Below are 22,102 nucleotides of genomic sequence, written 5' to 3'. Positions count from 1 at the left end.
CTTATGCCGGCGCTTCCTCTTCGTCCCCGGGCGGCTCGTCCTCGATCGGAAGAATGATCTGAACCGTCGTTCCCGCGCCGTACCGGCTGCCGATCCGAATGCCGTAATCCGGCCCGTACCTCAGCTTGATCCGCTCCTCCACGTTCTTCAAGCCGTATCGATCCGAGTGATTCGAAGGAGAGGGAGTCCGCATATTCTCTAATGTTTCAGGGCGCATGCCGACGCCGTTGTCGATCACCTTCAATTCGATGCGCTTGCCTAGCCGCCTTCCCGTAATCCGTATAGAGATGGCGTCCTCGAACCAGGCATGTTTGAACACATTTTCCACGAACGGCTGTAAAATCAGCTTAATCACGGGCACATGAAGAATGCCCGGATCGATATCGTAATACACGTTGAAGCGCCCCGCATATTTGACCTTCTGTATTTCCAGATACGTCTGCACTTGCTCCAGTTCCTTCTCCAGCGCGATCGAAGCCTGCCCTTGATTGATCGTCAGCCGATAAAACTTCGAAAGCCCTTGGACCATAGCGGTCACCTTCTGCACCTCTCCCATATTCGCGAGGCTGCCGATCGTCGATAAGGTATTGTACAAGAAATGCGGATTGATCTGGGCTTGCAGCGCGTCGAGCTCCGCCTGCTTTCGCTGAATGCCCTGCACGTAGACGTTCTTAATCAGCTCTTGAATGCTGGCGGCCATCTGGTTGAAGGCATCCGCGATATGGGCGAACTCGTCGTTGCCGGAAAATCCGATCCGCTTGTGGAAGTTCCCTTCCTGGAACGTTTGGACCAACGTCACGATCCGCTTGATCTTCTTGCCGGACAAGCGCGCCACGAGATAGCCGATCGAGGCCATGACAAGGAAGCTTATCGCGCACACGGTCCCGATTACCCGCTGCAGCCGGCTGGCGTCCTTATTTAGATACGCATGCGGGACGTACGTTTCGATGGCGTAATGCGTCTCCGTGATGTCCTCTCGGACGATCAAATAAGACCCGTCTTCGCCGGAGCCGGCGGACGCGCCTCGCTCGTAGAGCGCGGTTCCCGTCGCCGTATCGATCAAGCGAAGCCGAATCCCCTGCTCGATCGGGTACGCGTCGAAGTTGCCGAGCAGCTCGTCGAACCTCGCCGTGACGCGTACGTACCCGATGACGGCGGTCGAAGCGGACACCAGCTTGCGAAAATACGAGATGTTGTCGAGCTGCCGGTCGGTGTCGACCTGCACCCAAACCCGATCCCGACCGCGTTCGACGATGGACGTAAACCACGGGCTGTTCTCGATGTGGCCGGAGAGCAGGACATAATAATCGCTTCGGTGAATCGGCGTCGACATATCGTCGCCTTCGATCTCCAGGATACGATCGTTCGTCGCGTAGACGGCCAACCGGAGATGATTCCCGTACAGCTGCAGCGGCCCTCTCAGCTGCGGGGTGATGTGATCCCGCATCGCCAGCATGACCTCCAGCGGCTCTCCCCGGTTTTGCAAAGCGTTCTGGAACGCCCCGTTATTAAAGATGATATCGGCCATGCGACTGATCTCGTTCACTTGATATTCGAGGTTGTTGCGCGTCTGCTTCATGGCCGTTCGTATGTTCGTCTCCGCCATCTCGGTTCGGGATTGCACGAGCATCGAATAGGAAATGTAGCCGATCAACAAATCCGTCAAGAGGACAAGCACGAGGTACGGGAGCATCATCTTATACGTGAACGGCATATACTTGTTGCCGCGAAGCGTCGTTCTCATTCGCAAGCTCCTTCGTCTCCGATTTTGTTCCTTGCCGACGAGTCGTCGCGTCTTCCTATAGTAATTCACTTTATTAACGTGCAACAATATGAAATTTACGGTGCAATCCCCCTAGTAGAGCCTTCTCAGCCCCCTTTCTTAATCATAATAAGGGGAAATCGGGAAAATAATAAACGCAAACGTGCTGGAGGTAAACCGAAATGAATTTGCTCGAAGTAATCAAGGATGTTTTCAAACCTTTTCTTGACGGGGAGAAACCTCCTTTACATGTAGGCGAAGTAATGAATTTATGGTTTTTCCTTGCCGTGTCGGAACAAACCATACGCGGCGAACAGGTTGCCATAAATACCGTTCAAGATGAGGATTTAAAAAAACATTTGCAAGAGCTAATGGATATTCATTCGGAAATTCGAAAGGACATTATCGGATTTCTTCAAAAGGAAGGCGTGCCTCTGCCTGAGACAACTCCTCCCAAGAAACAAGGAGATTTCGAAAGTATCCCGGCCGATGCCAAATTATCCGACCAAGAAGCGGCGCAATTAGTCTCTGAAAATTTAGTTGTAGCGATGACGATGGCAGCGAGAGGGATTACGGAAGCGGTGCGCACCGATGTGGGGGCGATGTTCGCAAAATTTTTTATGTCGAAGGTAACGTTTGGGATCACTTATAAAGCATTTCTTCAGAAGAAGGGATGGTTGCTGGTTCCGCCGCCATTTAAAATAACTTAGTAAATGGCTATTGCCGCCGAGACTTTTACGGGCGATGGGTTTCTTATTCTTCCGGTTAGCGTAACAAAGGCTGCCGAACGCGGCAGCCTCGTGGGCATTAATACACCGTATACGTTTTACCCGTTTGCCCTCCCTCTACGCTCTTGCGATACGCCTGCGCGACCCTTGGCGAAGGGACCGGCACGAATCCCGGGAAGAACGGCTCGTACTTCTCTTTCGATTCCTCGAGGACGTTCGGACTTACGTTGTTGATCCGAATGCCTCTGGGCATTTCGATGGCGGCCGCTTGCACGAACGCCTTCACTCCGCCGCTTGCCATCGCGGCGGAGGCGCCGCCTAGGACCGGATCGTCCATAAGGATCCCCGTCGTCAGCGTAAAGCTGCCTCGATCGTTCACGTAAGGATGCCCGAGGAGGACAAGGTTCACTTGCCCCGCTAATTTGCTGCGAATGGAGATTTCGTTGTGTTCCGGCGTCATGTCCTCCAGAGCTCCGAAATACGTAGCGCCTGGGGTGCTTATCACGGCGTCGACTTTGCCGACCGCCTCGTACATCGCGGCAATGCTTTCGTCGGAGGTGATGTCGACTCGGACATCGCCGGCATGGCGCCCGGCGGCGATCACTTCATGCCGCGAGACGAGTTCCTTGTGCACCGCGCTTCCGATCGTTCCCGCGGCTCCGATCAATAGAATTCTCATCGTTTATTGGAAAACCTCCCTAACCTTCTCTCGGATCGCATCCAACGATACGCGATCGACGAATTTCCGAAACTTCTCTTTCCCCTTCGCATTGGCCGTATAATAGTCGATGATCGCACGAACCGCGGATGCGACGCGCTCGGCCTCGATTCCGGAAACGAGCGGCTGAGCCAAAGAAGCCTTCAACCCTTTCGGCTCTCCGCCGACGTAAATGTCGAATGTATCCCGCATCTTTACGACGCCGATGTCTTTCAGCAGCGGCTCGGACGTTCCCAGCGCGCAGCCGGCGTACCCTACCTTGACCGGGGTCGGCGTCGCCAAGCCGGCGATCCGGCGGTTCAATTCCCTGGCGATTTCGAGACCTGCGTCTTCGGCTCCTTTACAAAAATTGCAAGCGATCAAGCCTTTGGCCGCGAACCCCGCAGGAAGCACTTGCAGTCCGGCGCGTTGCAATGCCGACCGGATATCGTCGAGACGCTCGGCGGCCGTTTCAACGTACAACTGGCCGAACGGCGTCATTTCGATCGAAGCGCCCCCATCGGCAAGGCTGCCGATCAAGGCGAACTGCTCCGGCGTAAACAGGCTTCCGCCGACTTGGATTGCCGGCGAAACCGCGATTTTTACCCGTTCCCCTTCCATTGCGCTTCTCCTCTCCCGATCCGCTGCGTTATTTCACGTCGATGACGTAAGGTACCGTGAACACTTCGTCGTTATGCCGGAACTGCCCCCAGATCTTATAGATGCCTGCTTGAGGGAACGAAGTCGCGAACGCGGCTGCCGGTCCCGTGGACGCCTCATCCAACGGATGGACATGGATGTACCGCTCCGCATCGGCCGAGAGGATGACGACATGTCCGACGGCGCCTAAGTACGGCTGAAGATCGTTGATTTCCTTCTTCGTAGCGGCGTCTCGAACGAAAAACGTAAGGGTAACTTCCTCGTCGGGCTTCATACTGCTTACCGATAGTTCGACCTCCTTGCCGTTCGCCTCTTGCCGCAGGAGCGAATCGACGGCAATCTCGGCGTGTTCGCCCTCGGGCCCCTCGACGGTCACCCATTCGGTCAGCGTCGCGCCCGCCCCGCCGACAGGGACGACGTCCGCGAACAGCTTATACTCGCCGCCCGTCGGGAAGGTTGTGCGGATCAGGAAGGTCCCGTCCGCTTGAAGCTCCGGGTGAACGTGATTGAAAAATTTCAAATCGTGATCCACGACGATCAGATGCAACAGCTTCTCGTGGCTTACCTCGAAGTCCCGAAGCCGTTCCCCTCGCTCATTCGTAATTTCGATCGACAACTCCGTCTCTTCGCCGGCTTTCGGCGCGCCGCTCGGAAATCCGAACGAGGCGTTCAACGTCTCCCGCTCCGCCGCTTTCTCCCCGCCATGCTCGCCATGGTCGCCATGGTCGTCCGCCTGCGACGCGTTATTGCCGCAAGAGGAAATCAGAAGCGCGAGCAGTACGGCCATGCTCAAAATCATCATCTTTTTCATTCGTCGCATGCCTACTTTCGTTTCGTTGTTCGATTCAGTGACGCACTTTCGCTCTTTGCAGACGAAGGGCGTTCAAGACGACCGATACCGAGCTTAGCGCCATCGCCGCGCCGGCCACCCATGGGGCCAATAACCCGACCGCTGCGATGGGAATGCCAATGGTGTTATACCCGAGCGCCCAAAACAAGTTTTGCTTGATGTTGCTCATCGTCTTGCGACTCATGGATATCGCGTCCGGAATGCTCGACAGATCGCCGCGCATTAACGTAACGTCCGCCGCTTCCATCGCCACGTCGGTTCCCGTGCCGATCGCCATGCCGATGTTCGCCGTCGCCAACGCCGGCGCGTCGTTAATGCCGTCGCCGACCATGGCGACCGTCTTGCCTTCCGCTTGCAGCTTCTTGACCTCTTCGGCTTTGCCTTCCGGAAGCACCTCCGCTCGGACATGGTCGATGCCGACCTCCGCAGCGATCGCTTTCGCCGTGCGCTCGTTGTCTCCCGTAATCATAATGACCTGAATGCCCATCTCTTTCAGACGCCGTACGGCATCCTTCGACGTTTCCTTAATCGTATCCGCGACGGCGACGATTCCGGCGTAACGGCCGTCGATCGCGACGAGCATGGCCGTCTTGCCAGCGTTCTCGAAGTCCGCCATGGTCCCATAGGCTCCGGCCGCTTCCACCGCGTACTTTTCCATAAGTCTTCTCGTACCGATCAACAACGTCTTGCCTTCGACGACCGCCTTCACGCCGTACCCGGGAATCGCTTCGAAGCTCTGCGTGCCCGGCATCTCGATATTCCGCGCCTTGATTCCCTCGACGATCGCTTCCGCGAGCGGATGCTCCGAGTTTTTCTCCGCCGCGCCGACGAGCCGCAGAAACTCGGCTTCGTTCCCGATCGCCAGCACGTCGGTCAATTCCGGCTTTCCTTTCGTTACGGTACCCGTTTTATCCAGAATGATCGCGTCGATCTTATGCGTTTGTTCTAAGTGCTCGCCGCCTTTAAACAAGATGCCGAGCTCCGCCGCGCGGCCGGAGCCTGCCATGATCGACGTCGGCGTCGCAAGACCCAATGCGCAAGGGCAGGCGATGACGAGAATGGCGATCGCCTTCTCCAACGCCTCGGCCACGTCGCCCGGCGTCACGAAGAAGTACCACGCGAGGAATGCCAGGACAGCGATGCCTACGACGATCGGCACGAAGATGCCCGAGATGACGTCCGCGACCCGTTGAATCGGCGCCTTCGAGCCTTGCGCTTCCTCTACGACTTTAATGATTTGGGCGAGCGCGGTATCTTTCCCGACCTTGGTCGCTTGAATTCGAAGCACGCCGTTCTTGTTGATCGTGGCGCCGATGACGGAATCGCCGGCTTTCTTCTCTACGGGCAAGCTCTCGCCCGTCAACATGGATTCGTCTACGGACGAGACGCCTTCCATGACGATACCGTCCACCGGCACCTTGTCTCCGGGGCGAACCAACACCACGTCGCCTGTCAGCACTTCGTCCACCGGAATCAACGTTTCTTGCCCGTCCCGTACGACCAGCGCCGTCTTCGCTTGCAGCCCCATCAACGATTTGATCGCTTCGGACGTGCGGCCCTTCGCCAAGGATTCGAACAGCTTCCCCATAATGACGAGCGTAATCAGTACGGCGCTGGTTTCATAGTACAAGGAAGGACCGTGCCCATGGTGCGCATCCCCGCCTACATACCATTCCAGGGTGAGATACAGGCTGTAGAAGTAAGCCGCCGACGTTCCGAGCGACACGAGAACGTCCATATTCGCGCTTCCGTTGCGCAGCGCCTTATACGCCCCGACATAAAACGGTTTCCCGATGTAAAACTGAACCGGAGTCGCGAGCAAGAGCTGAAACCACGGGTTCATAAACAAGTCCGGAACGTACATCCAGGAAGTAAAGGAGAAGTGGCCGACCATGCTCCAAAGCAGAGGCAAAGACAGGATCGCCGAAACCAGCAGCTTCCGCTTCTGTAACCGGACTTCGTTCTGCCGGCGATCTTCCGCCGTATGCCCTTCCTGCTGGGCGACGGCTCCGTATCCTAGCTGCTTCACTTTCGCTTGCAGCTCCTCGATCGTAACCTCTCCGGGCCTAAATTCGACGCGCGCCGTCTCCATCGCGAAGTTGACGTTCGCGGACGAGACGCCGTCCAATTTGTTTAAACCCTTTTCGATTCTGTTGGCGCAAGCGGCGCAAGTCATGCCAGTGATTTGCAGCGTAGTCTGTTTCTGCTCGGTTGATGCTGTCGCACTCATTCCCGTTCACTCCTTAAGGATGTCTCGCTCGTTAATTTACAATACCCCAGTACCCTATGTTTAAGGCGAATAATAAGGAGCCAATCTTTGGATGGACCCCCGTCCTCTTACTCGACATCGTAACCTTGTTCCTCGATAGCTTCTTTCACGGCTTCGAGCGTCACGATCGTTTCATCATATTCTACGGCGACCGAGTTGCCTTCGAGATCGACGCGGCCCTTGGCCCCGATTTCCTCCAATGCGCCTTCGATGGAATGTACGCAATGCTGGCAGGACATGCCTTGTACTTGAAGCGTCGCTTGTTTCATCCGAAATTCCTCCGATCGTATTATTTCATTAATTTATTTACAGTGACCAACAATTCGTCGATGACTTCATGTTCGCCGGCTTGAATCCGGTCTACGATGCAGCTTTTCATATGCCCTTCGAGCAAGAGTTTACCCACGCCGTTGAGAGCGGACTGAATGGAAGCGATTTGGTTTAACACATCGTCGCAATACGTATCCTTCTCGATCATGCCTCGAACGCCGCGAAGTTGACCTTCGATCCGGTTCAGTCGGGAGATCAAATTGCTCTTCGTCTTCTCCGAATGGCGGCTCCTCCGTTCGCTCTCCGTGGAACAACAAGAAGAGTGATCCGCTTCGACACGCAGGACTTGTTCTTCGTTTATCATCTTGAATCACCTCACAAGTTCAATTTACTATACCCCCCCTACCTATGTCAAGCGGTTATTTCAAAACAAACGCCCCGACTCCAATGAGTCGAGGCTCGTCTGCCGTACTGGCTTCATGTAATTTTTATAATCAGTCGTTGTTGCAGCAGCCTTCGCCTTCATCGTCGACCAACCCTAGCTGAAGATTGGCGTCCACGGAATCCTATCCGTTTTCTTGCTCGATGCCTCTCCGCTCATGATTCGCCAAATAAAATAACGCGTCGCTTGTTGGTTGCTCGTATCAATGAAACCGCCAGCAGCTTAAGCTTAAATTTCCGTATTGATAGCTCCGATGAAGCAGCTTCGCCTGCCGATTCGAGTCCCCGGTCCCCATTGCGAGAAGAAGCGGGATGAAATGCTCGCTCGTCGGTACCGCCTCTTCGGCGTATGGAGCCGATTCCCGGTATCGGAAGAGCGCTTCCGTATCCCAAGACTCGAGCTTGTCTTGAAGCCATAGGTCGAACCGCAGCGCCCACTCGTCGATTCCTTCGGACCGCCAATTCAATCTTCTTAAGTTATGGACCGTACCGCCGCTTCCGATAATGAGAACGTCCTGCTCCCGAAGCTCCGCCAACGCTTTACCGATGTTGTACTGTTGCTCGTTCGAAAGCAACCGATTGACCGACATAGCGACAACCGGAATATCCGCTTCCGGGTACAGCATTTTCAAAACCGCCCAAGCGCCGTGGTCAAGCCCTCTTCTCTCGTTCAGAACGCTTTGAATGCCGTGCTTCGAAAACAATGCTTGAACCTGCTCGCTTAGCGAGCGATCGCTTTGGGCCGGATAGGTCATCTCGTAAAGCTCATCCTGAAACCCGCCGAAATCGTAAATCGTCTCATACGTTTCGGCGGCGCCGATGCTCTGGGTCGGCTCTTCCCAGTGCGCGGAGAAAAGCACGATCGCTTTCGGTTTAGGCGTCTGGTCTTTAAAGTTCCTTAGCAACCGTGTATATTCGTTGTCCTCGAGCACGATCGACGGGGCGCCGTGCGCGAAGAAATAGGATGGCATCATTTCGCATCTTCCTTAAGCCATTGTAATACATCGAACTGATTTTCTTCCGACACGCCATGGTCGGTCGGGTACAACCGGAACGTCAGCCGCGGCGTAAGCTCCTTAAAGTATGCCGCCGTCTCGTGGCCGATCCGAACCGGGAATACGGAATCGTACTCCCCGTGCGAAACAAATACGGAGACGTCGCCGACGCTGCGCAGCGGATACTCCGCCTTCACGAAATCAGGAACATACCCGTTCAGCGCAACGATTCCTTTGAGCCGATCCCCCATCGTAAGCGCAAGCGTCATGGATAGAATCGCGCCTTGGCTGAAACCGAGCAAGTAACGTCGGTCCGGGTCGATCGGATACCGATCCGTCGCGTACTGGATGAAAGCTTCGAGCTGTTTTACCGCTTCGTCGAACATTTCCCGAACGGGATTGCCCAGGCTTTTCAAATCGTAATACTGATACCCCGCGCCGAGCGGCAGATTTCCGCGAATGCCTATGATGATGAAATTATCGGCTAAAGGAGCGACGAAGCCGAACATGTTTCTTTCGTTGGAGCCTTTGCCATGCAGCGTAAACACGACCGGATATCTCTTCTCCGGGTCCATCTTGGCCGGCAAGTGTACGTCATATTCGTAAACCGAGTTCATGCTCATCATCCTTCCCGGTAAGTTATGCGGTACGCTTGTTCATAATAAGACGGTCCATCGAGAGCGACGACGACTCCGTTGCGACCGCAAGGTACAGCGAAACCAAAATAAAACCGAGATCCAGTTCGTAACCCGCCATTTGACCGTCGCCAAGAAGTCCCAACGAAAGCTTCGTCGTTACAATCGCGCCGATCAGCATGACGACGAACAAAGCCGATACATAACGAGTAAACAAACCGATGATCAACAGGATGCCGCCCGCAAGCTCGAGCGCCGCCACGAAGTAAGCTAAAAATCCCGGAATCCCGATCGAACTGAACCATGCGTCAACGTTGCCTAAGCCCATTTGAAACTTCGCTACCCCGTGAAATAAAAAGATAATCCCCATCGCCACACGCATCATTACCGAAACGACTGCCGTCTTTGTCATCTTATTCTCTCCTTCGTTGGTTATTAGTTATAATAATTTATATTTCATATGGGTAATTTACAATGGATCGTGCTAGCATGTCAATAGAAAAATTGCTAATATGAAATTATGTTCTGTATTACAAATGTTAACGAGGTGTAATCGGATGGATATCGGCTCTACCATACGCGCGATCCGAAAGCGAAAAAATATCACCATCGCCCAAATATGCGAAGAAACCGGCTTGTCCCAAGGCTTTATGAGCCAGATGGAAAACAACAAAACCTCTCCCTCGATCGCGACGCTGGAGAGCATCGCCAAGGCGTTGAAAGTGCCTTTGGCTTATTTGCTGTTGAAGAAAGAGGACCGCATGAGGATTGTGCGAAAAGAGGAACGTAGAATGACGACCAGCGGTTCCGAGCAATTAAAAGTGGAACACTTGGGCTCGACGAAGAACGTTCGCATGATGCTGGTCGAGTTCCCTCCCGGGACTTCGACGGGAGACGAGCCGCATGCGCATGAGGGCGAGGAGGTCCATGTCGTGATGAAGGGAAGAATCTACGCGGAACAAGGCGAAGACGCGGCGGAATTCGAAGAAGGCGATTCGTTCAGCTGGAACGCGTGCACCCCCCACTTGGTCCGGAACATCGGCGAGGATACGGCCGTCGTGCTCATATCCATCTACACCGAGGACGAAAGCGCACGCGATCTTCTCTAAATAGAAAAGGGCGGTCCGACGCAACTCGCTCGGTTCTGCCCTTTTATCGGAATGATCGTCTTCGGCACCGCTACAGTTCGTTCTTGCCCGCTTTTTCCTTGATATGGTCAGCCGTCCGTAATGCAAGCGCCATTACCGTTTCCGTAGGGTTCCCGCCGCCCGACGTGACGAAGATGCTCGCATCGCATACGAATAGGTTCGGAATGTCGTGCGTTTGTCCATAAGAATTGACGACCGAAGTGTCCGGGTCCTCCCCCATTCTACATCCCCCCATGAGGTGAGCGGAGTCGGATACGACGAATTCCGGCACTCCTCCCTCGGCTTCAATGATGGACTTCATTTTCCCAACCGCATGATCAATGAGCTTCTTGTCGTTATCGCCATAGCTGAAGGTTACCTTCGCTCTCGGCAAGCCGTATTCATCCTTTTCATCCGTTAACGCGACATGATTATCTGGGTTTGGAAGCACCTCTCCGACCATCGTGACCCGGCCATAGTGATTATAATCCAGCATCGTCCTGCGAAGCTCCTCTCCCCACAACGTTCCTCCTTGGTGTTGGGAAATCGCTTTGGCGAAAGAGACGGGGCGCGAGCCATGAGCATGCAGTGTATAACCCCTGACGAAATCTTGCCCGGGATCCGTCCGGTAGAAGTCTTGCGTAGTGGCTAGGACAGGCGTACCTTTGTACAAGCGGATTTCGTGATCGAATCGACCATACACGTCGTAACTGCTGTGCGTCATTACCGCTTTTCCTACCCAACCGCTGCTGTTGGCCAATCCGTCAGGAAATTGAGGCGTAGCCGAATTAAGTAACAGTCTGGGCGTTTCCACAACGAAGGCCGACAAGATCACAAGCTTGGCCCGTTGACGGTATGTCTTTCCCTTATGTAAGAAGGTTACCCCTTGCGCTCTGCCGTCCTTACCCATATCGATGCCGGTTACCATACAATCCGGAAGCAGCTCTAAGCCGGCCTTTAACGCCTTAGGGATATGGACGATCAATGAGCTGTATTTCGAATTCGGCATGCACCCTTGATTGCAGAACCCCCGATTGATGCACGGAGGACGTCCTTCGAACGGGGCGGATAAAATCGCCAACGGCGAGACTACGCTCCGGATGCCTAATTTATCGCAGCCGTTTCGGAACATGTACGCATTCGGACTTAACGGTTCCCTCTCCGGATATGGGTAAGGCCCATGAAAGTTCCCCCACGGAAAATACTTGGGTCCGGATACAGCGATTTCCTTCTCGATTCGATCGTAATACGGCTCCAAGTCCCAATAATTGATCGGCCAATTGTCCGCGACTCCATCCAGCGTGCGGGCATTGAAATCTGCGTCATGAAACCGAAGCGCGACCCCTGTCCAATGCAAGCTTCCCCCGCCTACGCCGCGGCCGGAGTTGTTATGACCCATTTGGAGCGGGTCTTTCCCGTCTACGATTCTTGTTTCCTGCCACCCCAGTCTGGTCATTGCCAACTCGTCGCTCGCAAAGTCATCCTGAGGATCGTATAACGGCCCTGCTTCTAAAAGAACGACCTTCATTCCGGCTTCGGCCAATTCTTTCGAGAGGATGCCGCCGGCAGTCCCGGCGCCGACGATCACGACATCCGCTTCCTCGTCTCCGTACTTACGTTGAAGCATTCCCTTTCCCTCCTTCCGGCTGCTTCGTATGAGCCTCCCACGGATCAAGCTGCCCCAGTTGGGTTCGAACGTACCCTCTCGGGTACGCCGGACCGCCATAGCCGATCTCGGACCATACGGCAGGATGGGAATAATAGGCTTCGAGCGTCATGGTTAACCACTTCGCGAAGAGCGGTTTTTGCGGCACACCTTCCCATATAACGGCCGGTTCCGCGCGACCTTCTTTCTTTCAGCATGCTCGACTGCTCCGTCTTGGCGAGCGAAGGAAAAGCTTTCCCGCGCTTCAATATGGCCGTCTGTTCTACCGCCGTAAGCCCGGCTAGGATCAATGGTTTTGCTTCCGGGACGTTTACCTTCCTGTCGCTTTCGCCGATCGTTTGGTGTAAGGTTTGGTCGATATGCTGAACGATAAACCCTATGATCTCCGGCCGGTAATCGTCTACGATACAGGCGCATATGGCTTGCATACAGGCGGCTTTCTCCGGATGGAAAACCTGCAAGCGACTCTCGAGCTCAAGACGACGCTCCACGATGCTCCTTGTATGGTCGTCCCAGTGCTCTTGCTGATCCATAACATTATAATCTTCATAACGCGTGGCGTTAGGCAGGTCCCGTTTCATCCAATATCTCCTTTACCAAAACACGGCTAGTAAGCCCAGTCCGGATACTGCAGTAAACATCAATGGCAGCACGACAGGCGGACCTATTAGGAAGTTACGTAACGCATACCCGCCTACGCGCACCCCGACCCCTCTCCAGTGGAGGTAGAAGCCCACAAGGCCGACGATCGCCCCCACGATTAACATGGCAATAAATAGGTTGGTCGTCCAAGCCGCATTGTAGAATGTGAGTACGATTCCACTGCAAAAAAGCAGCGGCGATACGAGGATCGGCGACCACATCGCCTTGTGATGGAAGTTTTGTCTATAATGAAACAAACCCACTTGAACCCACATCATCAGATAAGCTAAAGAAACGAATAAAATGACGATGCGCTCTAACGTCCAACCGTTCCAGTTCATCGCGAATCCTCCCTATGTAACATCTCTCACCCCATTGTTTCCAATTTATTCCCCAATCATGTGCGCGTAGATGTATCCACTTCCAAGCGTCGCCATAACGAAAAAGGAGGACTGCCCACAGCAGTCCCCCCGCCCTTATTTCCGTTACTTTGCCGTATCTTCGTTAAGGCGCGCTATCTTTATAGACTGAGAGATTATCGAATTCCGCATTCACCGTATCGCCGACCAGACACGCCTCGCCTGTCAGAATAATCTTGATGTCGGTATTCCAGGTTACCGGCGTGCTTGCGCGCTCGATGTCGTCGATGTAAAACTTCACGGTGCTGCCGTCATGAACCATTTTCATCCGGTGATTGCCCCGGTCGCCGTCGTTCCATACCAAATTATCGCCGCTTCCGTCTTTGTTGAATACCCACCTGTTAAACTCGCCGCTCTGGGCGAAATGAATATATTGCGACGGGCCGACATATAACCAGACGGCGCTGCGGTAACCGGTACCCGATCCGTCAAGCGAAACTCGATCGACTTCCACGGTCAGCGGCGCTTCGGGAGTCGCCCGGAAGGTGGGGATGCTGCGAAGCGACTTGCCGGCCCATGCCGCGATGTCGGTCGTTCCCGAGAGTATTAACTTGCCGTCAGCTACGGAAGCCGTAAGCGTGGAGGCCGACGTGGAACGAAGGCCCTGATTGATCACCGTCCATTTGCCCGTGTCCACCGCATTGCCTGAGAAATCGTCCTGCATGGATGTCGACAGCGGACTTGCGAACGCCTCGCGGGAATCGCCGATTTCGCCGATGGCGTTCTTGGCGGAGACGACATAATAATAGCGGGCGGAAGCATTCACGTTGACGTCCGTATAGGTCGTTCCGGTCAAGTCGTCGGCGATCGCCGTGTAAGGACCGCCCGCGGTCGTGCTCCGTTTGACGGTATAGCCCGTCGCGCCCGCGGCAGGCAGCCAGTTCAGCACGATCTCGTCCTCTTCGCCCGATGCGGTCAAACCCGCCGCCTCGAAACGAACTACGGCATAACTGAACACATTGGGATCCACATTGCTGGTTGCCTTAATGATCGCCTGCCGCATCGGGGGCATCGCCGATGGAGCGCGATAGACGCCTCCATTGCTGATCGTACCGTATTCCGGACCGCCTAGCACCGACCAATGAACGCCGCCGATCCCGTTCAGAACGTCGGCCTTGAATTTAACGGTTTCTCCCCAAGTCACCGACTGATCGGCAGACATAATTTCGATCTGCGTCTCGTCCGGTACCGTTGTATACACGGCGACGCTGTTGGCGGGAAGCAGATCGTCGTTGAACTGGCTCGCCACCTGCGTCCACTGCTTATCGGCGGGGATCGTGTTGGCGTTCGCCGAAGGCTTCAGCCCTTCGAAATAGAGATGGCGCTGCACCGTCTTGTCGATCGCGGCCGTAAAGTCGATCGTCACATTCTTGTCTTCGGTCATGCTGCTGTTCACGACAAACACGGAATAGTTCCCGTCGGGCAAGCGCGCTGCGGCGACATGAAGATCCGGATCGGCGGATTGCGCGGACAGCACTTCGGAGTGCGCCTCGATGAAACGCGAGAATAGGCCGAATGCGTAATAAGACGGGTTCGGCGTTGCCGTGATCGGCATCCAGCGGTACAACCCGTAGGCGTTATTGTCCAGAAAATCGAGCGGCTCCGGCAAACGTTGGTCCGCGAATCGCCAGTATAGGAGTGCGGAAGCGTTGTTCCGAATCCCGGACACCATCAGGTCCGCCACGCTGACGCCGTATTGGTACGTCTTGCGGCTGTCAGGACTCCCGATGGCTGCAAATTCCGTAATCATGAACGGCTTCCCGGTCGGGTCTACGAAATTCAGACGATCGGACAGCCAGTTCGGCAGCGTCGCGTAGTCCTGTCCGTAAGCATGTCCGTCATAAATATCGAGCACGCCGTTCATTTGTTGGACTGCGTACTGGGTCCAGTTCGCCGCGCCGGACTCATCGGGCCCGATGAGTCGAACCTGCGAGCGAATCCCGTCGGATACGAGTCTGTCGTGAATCGCTTGGTACATATCCCTGTAATAAATAGGCTTGCTTACGTTCGCGGGCGTCGCGAAGCTTGCGAGGTTGGGCTCGTTGTAGGACATTACATACTTGATGTTGTCGTAGCCCTTAGCGTTGATCAGATGCTGCAGCGTAGCCGAAACCCACTCGCCCCACTCCGCCAGATCCGTCGGCGCGCTGAGCTCCGGTCGCGGCAGTCCCGGAAACCCGATCCAGCTCTGATTGTCCTCCGTCATGGCCAGACCCGCGATCAGCATCACATCGATATGCTGCGACTTCAGGTAGTCCAGCACTTCGTATACGGCCTGCATCTTGGCGCTGTTCGTCTGCATGCCCGCCCAGTCGATGACGGCGGGATCGCCGTTATCGTTCGCGGGCTCCATCCAGTCCATCTGATACCACACGCGTACGATATCGGGCTTCAGCTTGGCGATTCGGTGCTTCTCCAACTCCCACCAGTTGTCGTTGAACCCGTCCCCCAAGCTTTCTCCCATAAGCGCGAACGGATCGTACTCGGCGCCGATCCCGAGGAAATCCGGGTTGACGATCGTTGCCTGGTCGACGGTAATCGAAGCCGCGGCCGCTTGCGCCTTCGATTGCATCGGTTTGACATTAGCCAGCGGTATAAACAGCAGTATGCACAGCAAAATTTGGACCCATTTCACGGTGATTCGCATAACTTCCCTCTCCCTTCCCGTATGAAAGTACAATCGGTTTACTTGTTTTGCGGCGCGAGTCAACGTCTTCCCGCAGTCGCCCTCCTCTCCTCGGATATGCCTCGATCCCGCAATAAGCGGGCACTTTTATGGTATCATTAGCGGAAAATGATGGAACTTGTTCATTTTCGACTTCATTATCCTCTCTTAACTTCATTGTCCCGGCACTGAAAAAATCTCACGATGGCCCCCTTGCTCTCGTCCAACGGGGAAACGTTCATGCTGTGCGTACATACAAAAGCCCCGACTCCAATGAGTCGAGGCGTTATTCCGAGGGAAGACTATCAAGGTAAGACGTCCCAGGATAAGTATAAGCACAAGGCTACGATCGCAAAAAACAGAATGGAGATTCGCCGGTTTCGCCGCATGTTGAATCCGATGGCGCCGAAGAAGACGGCCGCGGCCAGCTTCGATACGCTAGCCGCATATCCTCCGAGCGGGAAGGCGGAGCTGCTGAATACGATCGACGCCAGCAGGGAAAGCCCGATAAGCATTCTGAACCACATAGGTTCTCTAAAAAATTGTTTATAAAAAAACTGAACTCTCCGCATCTCGCTTCCCCCATGGATCGTTTCGCCCACATTAATCCGAAGCTTGCCGCCGCCTTACTGGCGCGTCACGACGTACCCTTTGTCCTCCAACAGCTTGACGATGCCGTCTTCGCCGAGGAAGTGCGCGGCGCCTAGGACGACGAGATAGTCCGCCTCTTCCGGATTTTCCAAGTACTCCGCGATCTTATCGGCCATGCCGATGTTTCGGTCCGTCAGCATCGCCTTCCTGTACTCCTCGTCCGTGGCCATCGCCTCGGTGAGTTCCAGCAGCGCGGCCTCGTCGCCGTTCTTCCACATCTCCGCCATCTGAGAGACCGATTCGTCGACGAGCTCGAAGCTCTCGACCGTATTCTTCAAGTTCGTGCGTTGTAGTTCCTCAGAGAAACCGTCGAACATCTGCAATTGCGATTCGTAGGATTCAAGCTCGAGAATCGGGAGCTGCCGTTCGATAGCCTTCTGCAAGAAATACATATCGATCCCGACCTCGCCTTGGAACCCGGCTTGCATGGACTTCAGCGACGCGAGCGTCATCTCGGCCATCCATGGTTTGAACGCATCCATGGCGTTGGCTTCCAAGCCGTTCTCGGCCAAGATTTCGCCGATGCTTCCGTAGAGCTCCTCCGGAATGCGATCTTGCAACGTCGTTCCGTCTTGATACATCCCGAGACTCATGACGAGCTGCTGCACCTCCGGCGTCGCCCCTTGACTAACGTCCACCTCTACCCCCAGGTACTCCGCATCCTGGAATGCCTCCTCGTACGCAGAGGGCAGCGGGTAGAAGCTCTCGTCCGCGATATGCATGGAGCCGACCAAATACACCGAGTCTCCGTCATGATCGACTCTCCACAGGAACCCAAGAGCGCCCGACTGCCGCTTCGAAATGAGCGTCACGGTGCGAGTCGCCTCGTCCCACTCGACGACGTAGCCGCCCGCTTCGCCGGCGAGCCTCAGCGGAAGGTAGCTTTCGCCGCCGACCGTCCGCGTCGCGCCGGCCGCCCCGCCGACGTCCTCCAAGCCGATGTCCAGCGCCTCGAGCGTCGCATCAAGCGGCGCCCACGTCGTGCCGTCCTCGATCAACGGCTGCGACGAACTATACGCGAGCGGCTGCCCGTCGACCACGATCGCCAGCGGACCCGGCGCGGTCGCCGCGGAAGCCGGCGCCGCCGACGTCAACGCCATCGCCGCGGTCAACGCCGCCAGGCTCCATTTCGTTTTCCACAATTTCAACATGTTCATCTCTCTCCTCTACCCGTATGTATTGCAGGCGCTCCCGCCGTAATCTCGCCGGTCGCGCCTGCGCTTGCGCAGTTATTTTTAAGTCCGGTGCATTGCCGTTGAGGTTTACCTGCAAATGCTTATGCAGGTATTTACCGGTCAGGATGCGCCGTTACACGTCGTACGCCTTCATCGCCTTGCGCAATTCCTTCCAAGTCGGCAGCTTGCCGTAGAGCAGGACGCCGGTGCGGTAAATTTTCGCGGCGAGCCAGCCCATCGCGTAGACGCCTGCCGCGGATATCGCGATCGAGAGGACGATCTCCCACCACGCCGGATCGGCGAGGCCGATGCGCAGGAACATGACGAGCGGCGAGAAGAACGGCACGAACGACATGACGACGATGAACGGCGTATTCGGGTTCGTCAGGCCGAACATCGCGACCATGAAGGCGGCGACGATCAGCAAGGTGACCGGCATGATGACTTGGCCGACTTCTTCCGTCCGGCTGACGAGCGAGCCGACCGCCGCGAAGACGGCGGAGTAGATCAAATAGCCGAGTAAGTAGAATACGATGAAATAAACGAACAGCATCGGATCCACATCGGTCAGGTTAATGTTAAGCTCCGTCAGCAGCGGGTTGCTGCCTTGGGAGAGCGTCAGGTTCGCGGCGCCGACGACGATGAACAACGCGATTTGCGTCAAGCCGAGCAGGCAGATGCCTATGATCTTGCCGAACATCTGCGTAAGCGGCGCGGAGCTCGAAACGAGCAGCTCCATGACGCGGGAGCTCTTCTCCGCCGTGATCGCGGTCGCGACCGTGTTGCCGTACCCGATGACGCCCATGTAGAGCAGGAACAGCAGGACGTAGACGAGTCCGTATGCCAATTGGATTTCCGACTCGCTCTTGCCCTCGGCCGCGTCGGTCAATTGCACCGGCACGATCGACACGGGCGCGGACAGCTTGGCGACCTGCTCTTCGCTGAGGCCCATGCTTTCCCGGGCGAGCGCTTGATTGACGTAGTGCAGGCCGTTCGATAAGTCGCCCATCAGCTGCGGGATCGCGTCTTTGGACTTATACTCGAAGCTCGGCACGCCGTTGACGTTCGCCTCGGCGCCGGCCTTCAGGTAGCCAGACAGCTCCTTCGCCTCGACGAGCCTCGCCGCCTCCTCCTCGTTCGGCACGCCGACGACTTCCACGGCCGGCTCCGGGGACAGCGCGTAATATTCGTTAAGCAGCGACACGTACCGCTCTCCGCCTTCGACGACGCCGACCCGCTTCGGCCCCTCGTCCCCGCCGAACGACGCGATGATCGACGGCAGATGCGCCAATATGGATACGATGAGGACGAAGACGAGCGTCGAAATCAGGAACGACTTCTGTTTAATCGCGTTGCCGTACGTAAATCGGATAACCGTCCCTAATTTATTCATGTTTGCCGGAACCCCCGATCGTCTTAATGAAAATGTCGTTCAGCGACGGCTCCATCAGCTCGAACCGCGTCACCGTGTTCGTGTCCGCCGCGAGGCGAAGCACCCGTCCGGCCGCCGACTCGTCCGCGATTCGGATGTCGTAGCCGTTCGCGAGCCGCTTGACCGCCGTCACGCCTTCGAGGCGCTCGAGCCCCTCCATCGGGCGCTCCGTCGTCAGCATGACGCGCTCCTTCGGGAATCGGCTCTTGATGTCGCGCAGGCTGCCCTGCAGCACGGCGTTCGATCGATCCAAGACGCAGACGTTCCGGCACAGCTCCTCGACGTGCTCCATCCGATGGCTGGAGAACAGGATCGTCTTCCCTTCGTCGCGGAGCGACGCGATCGTCTCCTTCAACAGCTCGACGTTGACCGGATCGAGACCGCTGAACGCTTCGTCGAGAATGAGGTAATGCGGGTTATGGATGACGGCCGCGATGAACTGTATTTTCTGCTGGTTGCCCTTGGACAGCTCTTCGACCTTCTTGCCGTAGTTTTCCGGCACGCCGAACCGCTCCAGCCAAGACTTCAGCGCTTTGTCCGCATCGGCGCGGCGCATGCCGCGCAGCTCCGCGAGGTACAAAATCTGGTCGCTCACCTTCACCTTCGGGTACAGCCCCCGCTCTTCCGGCAAGTAGCCGAACTGCTCCTTCACCGCTTGGGAATACGGCTGCCCGCCGTAGGAGATCTTGCCTTCGTCCGGATAGATGAGGCCCAGCACCATGCGCATCGTCGTCGTCTTCCCGGCGCCGTTCGCCCCGATCAAGCCGAAGATTTCCCCTTGCTGCGCCGTGAACGAGATGCCGTTCACCGCGCGTTTGGCGCCGAAGTTTTTCGCTACGCGTTCTAATTGCAAATTCCGCATGTCGGTTACACGCCTCCGCTCTTTCGTTTATCGGTTTCCATCAGATGCCATAGGATATCCTCGAGCTCGACCGCCCGCGTCTCCAGCGGAGCGATGCCGAGCGCGCGAAGCTCGGCTTCGGCGCGCCTCGCGTCGCTCGTGACGAATCGCGTGCCGCCGCCGGCGCCCCGGCCCTCCTCGACCGCGACGACGCCGGGCAGCGTCCGGACGCGGTCCGCGCCATCGCCGATCCACATCGTCTTCCAATCGTCCATCAGCCGATCCTTCTCGTATACGCCGACGATGCGCCCCTTGTACAAGAATACGATCAAGTCGGCCAGCCGTCGCACCTCTTCCATGATATGCGTCGCGACGAACACCGTCCGGTCTCCCCCGTCCATGAACGTCCGGATTTCGTCCATCATGATGCGCCAAGCGAACGGATCGAGACCGGAGGACGGCTCGTCGAGCAGCAGCAGCTCCGGGTCGTGCGACACCGCGAGCGCGAACTCGAGCCGCTTCGTCATGCCGGTCGACAGCTCCTTCAGCTTCTTCTTCGGCTCGAGCTCGAGCCGCTCGCTCAATCGGTTCCACGTCGCTTCGTTCCAGCTCTTAAACCACCGGGCGACGAACTGCTTCCATTGCAGCACCGTCATGCCCTCGTCCGCGGGCGTCAACGAATCGCCGACGAAGCCGATCCGGCTCTTCGTGCCGATATCGTTCGCGGGATACGCGGCTTCGCCGAAGACGCGGAGCGTTCCCCCGTCGGGATGCAGCAGCCCCATCAACGAGCGGAACAACGTGCTCTTGCCCGAGCCGTTCGGCCCGACCAGCGCGACGATCAGCCCTTCCTCCACGGCGAGATCGATCGGCCCCAGACGGAAGTCGCCCCGCGCTTTCACGAACCGCTCCAGCTCCAATACCGGCTTCATCTCGTTCCCTCCTCCGCATCCGGAGCGAATACGTCTCGCAGCGCCTGCTCGAACACGTCCCGGACTTCCCGTTCGCCGAGACCCGACATCTTGATCCGTTCCAACGCTTGTTTCAGCGCGTCGCGCACCGCTTCGTATTGATATTGCCCCTTACGGTTCGCTTCCACCTCGGATACGAACGTTCCGGTCCCTTGTTTCGTTCTCACGAGCCCCTCACTCTCCAACTCTTGGTATACCCTGCGAATCGTAATGACGCTGCACTCCGTCTCGACCGCCAGCTCCCGAATGGACGGAAGCAGCATCCCGGCCGGCAGCTGCCCGCTGAAGATAAGCGATCTCATCTGGGACGCGATCTGATGATACAGCGGTTCGGCGCTGTCATGCGATATGCGAATCGGTAATGGCATCTCTCGTCACCGCCCTTCACTCGAAATCCCGATGGAGTAAGATGCGGCGCAAGCGAAGCTGCATCCAGACATGCGCGGCGACGCCGATCAGCACGGCGAGCGCGGTCCAGAGCCAGCCGCCGGGTCTTTGAATCGCATCGACGATGAAGAACGTGAGATGCTTGCCGGTCAGAAAGTAGAAGGCGACCACGACTGCGATGAAGACGAACAACGCGAGGAACGAGCTCAATAAATATCGCTTGCCGCTGCGGCTCCACTCTTCGACGACGAACCAGACGCTGAACGCGTTGCCGAGGGCGAACCAGAAGAGAACGAATTGAAGTAAGACGGTCACGGGCAAATTCCGCGCCCAATCGCTTGCGATATAGAAAATGCCGAAGTACAACGCCGTCGACACCGGCGACGCCGACAGCACCTGGATCGACCGGCTCATCGCGAGCGTCTCGACCGGAATCGGGAGCGTCCGCATCATCGCGAGCTTCTTCGTGAACGAATCGGTCTTCCAGTACGGATTGTTGAAGTAGCCCTTGCAGAAGACGAAGCCGTTCATCGACATGAACGTGAGAACGAGCAGATCCATCATGATTCCCGTGAAAGCGAAACTCTCGGAAACCCATTCGTCGGAGAACATCCCCGTCATACCGCCGTACGTGCCGTAAAAAGCTATCGTCATGACGAGACCGATCTTCGAATGCGACCATTGCGTTCGGGTCAGCCACCACGCATCTCTACCCATAAGCGCCTCCTATATGTTCAACTGTGTCTGTGTATATGTGTTTATATCTATATACACAGTATAACGACCCTGGAGCTAATGTCAATATCGTTTAGGATAATA

Annotated in this window: 23 protein-coding genes; 2 read left to right on the top strand and 21 right to left on the bottom strand. The window is 56.2% G+C overall.

The annotated features are described in order from the left end of the window. Window position 1: 1 nt before the first annotated feature. Window positions 2–1,744 (bottom strand): sensor histidine kinase, encoded by a 1,743-nt coding sequence (locus FE782_RS16135; protein ID WP_138195252.1) that lies wholly within the window; start codon window positions 1,742–1,744, stop codon window positions 2–4. A 200-nt stretch (window positions 1,745–1,944) separates the two neighbouring features. Here FE782_RS16135 and FE782_RS16130 point away from each other — a divergent pair, with 200 nt between their 5' ends. Continuing rightward, a complete protein-coding gene (locus tag FE782_RS16130) occupies window positions 1,945–2,472 on the top strand; it encodes a DUF3231 family protein (protein ID WP_138195251.1) in 528 nt (175 codons plus the stop codon). 97 nt (window positions 2,473–2,569) lie between these two features. Here the strand turns inward: FE782_RS16130 and FE782_RS16125 are convergent, their stop codons facing one another. From FE782_RS16125 to FE782_RS16085, 9 genes are all read right to left on the bottom strand, one after another. Next, complete coding sequence (locus tag FE782_RS16125) at window positions 2,570–3,169, bottom strand: short chain dehydrogenase (RefSeq protein WP_138195250.1); 600 nt, start codon at window positions 3,167–3,169, stop codon at window positions 2,570–2,572. 3 nt (window positions 3,170–3,172) lie between these two features. Further along, window positions 3,173–3,808 (bottom strand): NAD(P)/FAD-dependent oxidoreductase, encoded by a 636-nt coding sequence (locus FE782_RS16120; RefSeq protein WP_138195249.1) that lies wholly within the window; start codon window positions 3,806–3,808, stop codon window positions 3,173–3,175. A gap of 28 nt (window positions 3,809–3,836) precedes the next feature. Next, on the bottom strand, window positions 3,837–4,658 hold the full coding sequence (locus tag FE782_RS16115; protein ID WP_138195248.1) for a DUF8832 domain-containing protein: 822 nt from the start codon (window positions 4,656–4,658) through the stop codon (window positions 3,837–3,839). Between the two features lie 34 nt (window positions 4,659–4,692). After that, window positions 4,693–6,927, bottom strand: a complete 2,235-nt coding sequence (locus FE782_RS16110; protein WP_138195247.1) for a heavy metal translocating P-type ATPase — start codon at window positions 6,925–6,927, stop codon at window positions 4,693–4,695. A 107-nt stretch (window positions 6,928–7,034) separates the two neighbouring features. Beyond that, window positions 7,035–7,235, bottom strand: coding sequence for a copper ion binding protein (locus FE782_RS16105; protein WP_138195246.1), 201 nt, complete (start codon window positions 7,233–7,235; stop codon window positions 7,035–7,037). Between the two features lie 20 nt (window positions 7,236–7,255). Further along, a complete protein-coding gene (locus FE782_RS16100; protein WP_138195245.1) occupies window positions 7,256–7,600 on the bottom strand; it encodes a metal-sensitive transcriptional regulator in 345 nt (114 codons plus the stop codon). A 280-nt stretch (window positions 7,601–7,880) separates the two neighbouring features. Further along, a complete protein-coding gene (locus FE782_RS16095; protein WP_138195244.1) occupies window positions 7,881–8,651 on the bottom strand; it encodes a DODA-type extradiol aromatic ring-opening family dioxygenase in 771 nt (256 codons plus the stop codon). Next, window positions 8,648–9,289, bottom strand: a complete 642-nt coding sequence (locus FE782_RS16090; RefSeq protein ID WP_138195243.1) for an alpha/beta hydrolase — start codon at window positions 9,287–9,289, stop codon at window positions 8,648–8,650. The genes FE782_RS16095 and FE782_RS16090 overlap by 4 nt, the downstream gene beginning before the upstream one ends. 22 nt (window positions 9,290–9,311) lie before the next feature. After that, entirely contained in the window at window positions 9,312–9,719 is a 408-nt protein-coding gene (locus FE782_RS16085) for a DoxX family protein (RefSeq protein ID WP_138195242.1), read from the bottom strand. Between the two features lie 145 nt (window positions 9,720–9,864). Between FE782_RS16085 and FE782_RS16080 the strand changes: the two genes are divergently transcribed. Next, complete coding sequence (locus tag FE782_RS16080) at window positions 9,865–10,416, top strand: helix-turn-helix domain-containing protein (RefSeq protein WP_138195241.1); 552 nt, start codon at window positions 9,865–9,867, stop codon at window positions 10,414–10,416. A gap of 70 nt (window positions 10,417–10,486) precedes the next feature. On the opposite strand, the gene FE782_RS16075 is transcribed toward FE782_RS16080, so the two are convergent. From FE782_RS16075 to FE782_RS16025, 11 genes are all read right to left on the bottom strand, one after another. Next, the gene (locus FE782_RS16075; protein WP_138195240.1) at window positions 10,487–12,061 is read right to left on the bottom strand and encodes a GMC family oxidoreductase; all 1,575 of its coding nucleotides are present in this window, start codon (window positions 12,059–12,061) and stop codon (window positions 10,487–10,489) included. Beyond that, window positions 12,048–12,212, bottom strand: a complete 165-nt coding sequence (locus FE782_RS33310; protein WP_369127188.1) for a hypothetical protein — start codon at window positions 12,210–12,212, stop codon at window positions 12,048–12,050. Before FE782_RS33310 ends, FE782_RS16075 begins: the two co-directional genes overlap by 14 nt. A 481-nt stretch (window positions 12,213–12,693) precedes the next feature. Then, window positions 12,694–13,083: a hypothetical protein gene (locus tag FE782_RS16065; RefSeq protein WP_138195238.1), complete on the bottom strand. Its 390-nt coding sequence runs from the start codon at window positions 13,081–13,083 to the stop codon at window positions 12,694–12,696. 163 nt (window positions 13,084–13,246) lie between these two features. Next, window positions 13,247–15,808: a glycosyl hydrolase gene (locus FE782_RS16060; RefSeq protein ID WP_138195237.1), complete on the bottom strand. Its 2,562-nt coding sequence runs from the start codon at window positions 15,806–15,808 to the stop codon at window positions 13,247–13,249. A 323-nt stretch (window positions 15,809–16,131) separates the two neighbouring features. Further along, a complete protein-coding gene (locus FE782_RS16055; RefSeq protein WP_138195236.1) occupies window positions 16,132–16,341 on the bottom strand; it encodes a hypothetical protein in 210 nt (69 codons plus the stop codon). Between the two features lie 111 nt (window positions 16,342–16,452). Beyond that, window positions 16,453–17,628, bottom strand: a complete 1,176-nt coding sequence (locus FE782_RS16050; RefSeq protein WP_138195235.1) for a TraB/GumN family protein — start codon at window positions 17,626–17,628, stop codon at window positions 16,453–16,455. A 157-nt stretch (window positions 17,629–17,785) separates the two neighbouring features. Further along, on the bottom strand, window positions 17,786–19,045 hold the full coding sequence (locus tag FE782_RS16045; protein WP_138195234.1) for an ABC transporter permease: 1,260 nt from the start codon (window positions 19,043–19,045) through the stop codon (window positions 17,786–17,788). Continuing rightward, window positions 19,038–19,946 carry an ABC transporter ATP-binding protein gene (locus FE782_RS16040; RefSeq protein WP_138195233.1) on the bottom strand — a complete coding sequence of 303 codons (909 nt, stop codon included), beginning with the start codon at window positions 19,944–19,946 and terminating at the stop codon, window positions 19,038–19,040. The genes FE782_RS16045 and FE782_RS16040 overlap by 8 nt, the downstream gene beginning before the upstream one ends. A gap of 5 nt (window positions 19,947–19,951) precedes the next feature. After that, entirely contained in the window at window positions 19,952–20,857 is a 906-nt protein-coding gene (locus FE782_RS16035) for an ABC transporter ATP-binding protein (protein ID WP_138195232.1), read from the bottom strand. Beyond that, window positions 20,854–21,264: a GntR family transcriptional regulator gene (locus tag FE782_RS16030; RefSeq protein ID WP_138195231.1), complete on the bottom strand. Its 411-nt coding sequence runs from the start codon at window positions 21,262–21,264 to the stop codon at window positions 20,854–20,856. Before FE782_RS16030 ends, FE782_RS16035 begins: the two co-directional genes overlap by 4 nt. A 16-nt stretch (window positions 21,265–21,280) precedes the next feature. Then, the gene (locus FE782_RS16025) at window positions 21,281–22,000 is read right to left on the bottom strand and encodes a hypothetical protein (protein ID WP_138195230.1); all 720 of its coding nucleotides are present in this window, start codon (window positions 21,998–22,000) and stop codon (window positions 21,281–21,283) included. Window positions 22,001–22,102: the final 102 nt, after the last annotated feature.

Source organism: Paenibacillus antri, from assembly GCF_005765165.1.
Lineage (GTDB): Bacteria > Bacillota > Bacilli > Paenibacillales > YIM-B00363 > Paenibacillus_AE > Paenibacillus_AE antri.
This window is presented reverse-complemented; position numbering and strand designations above follow the sequence as displayed.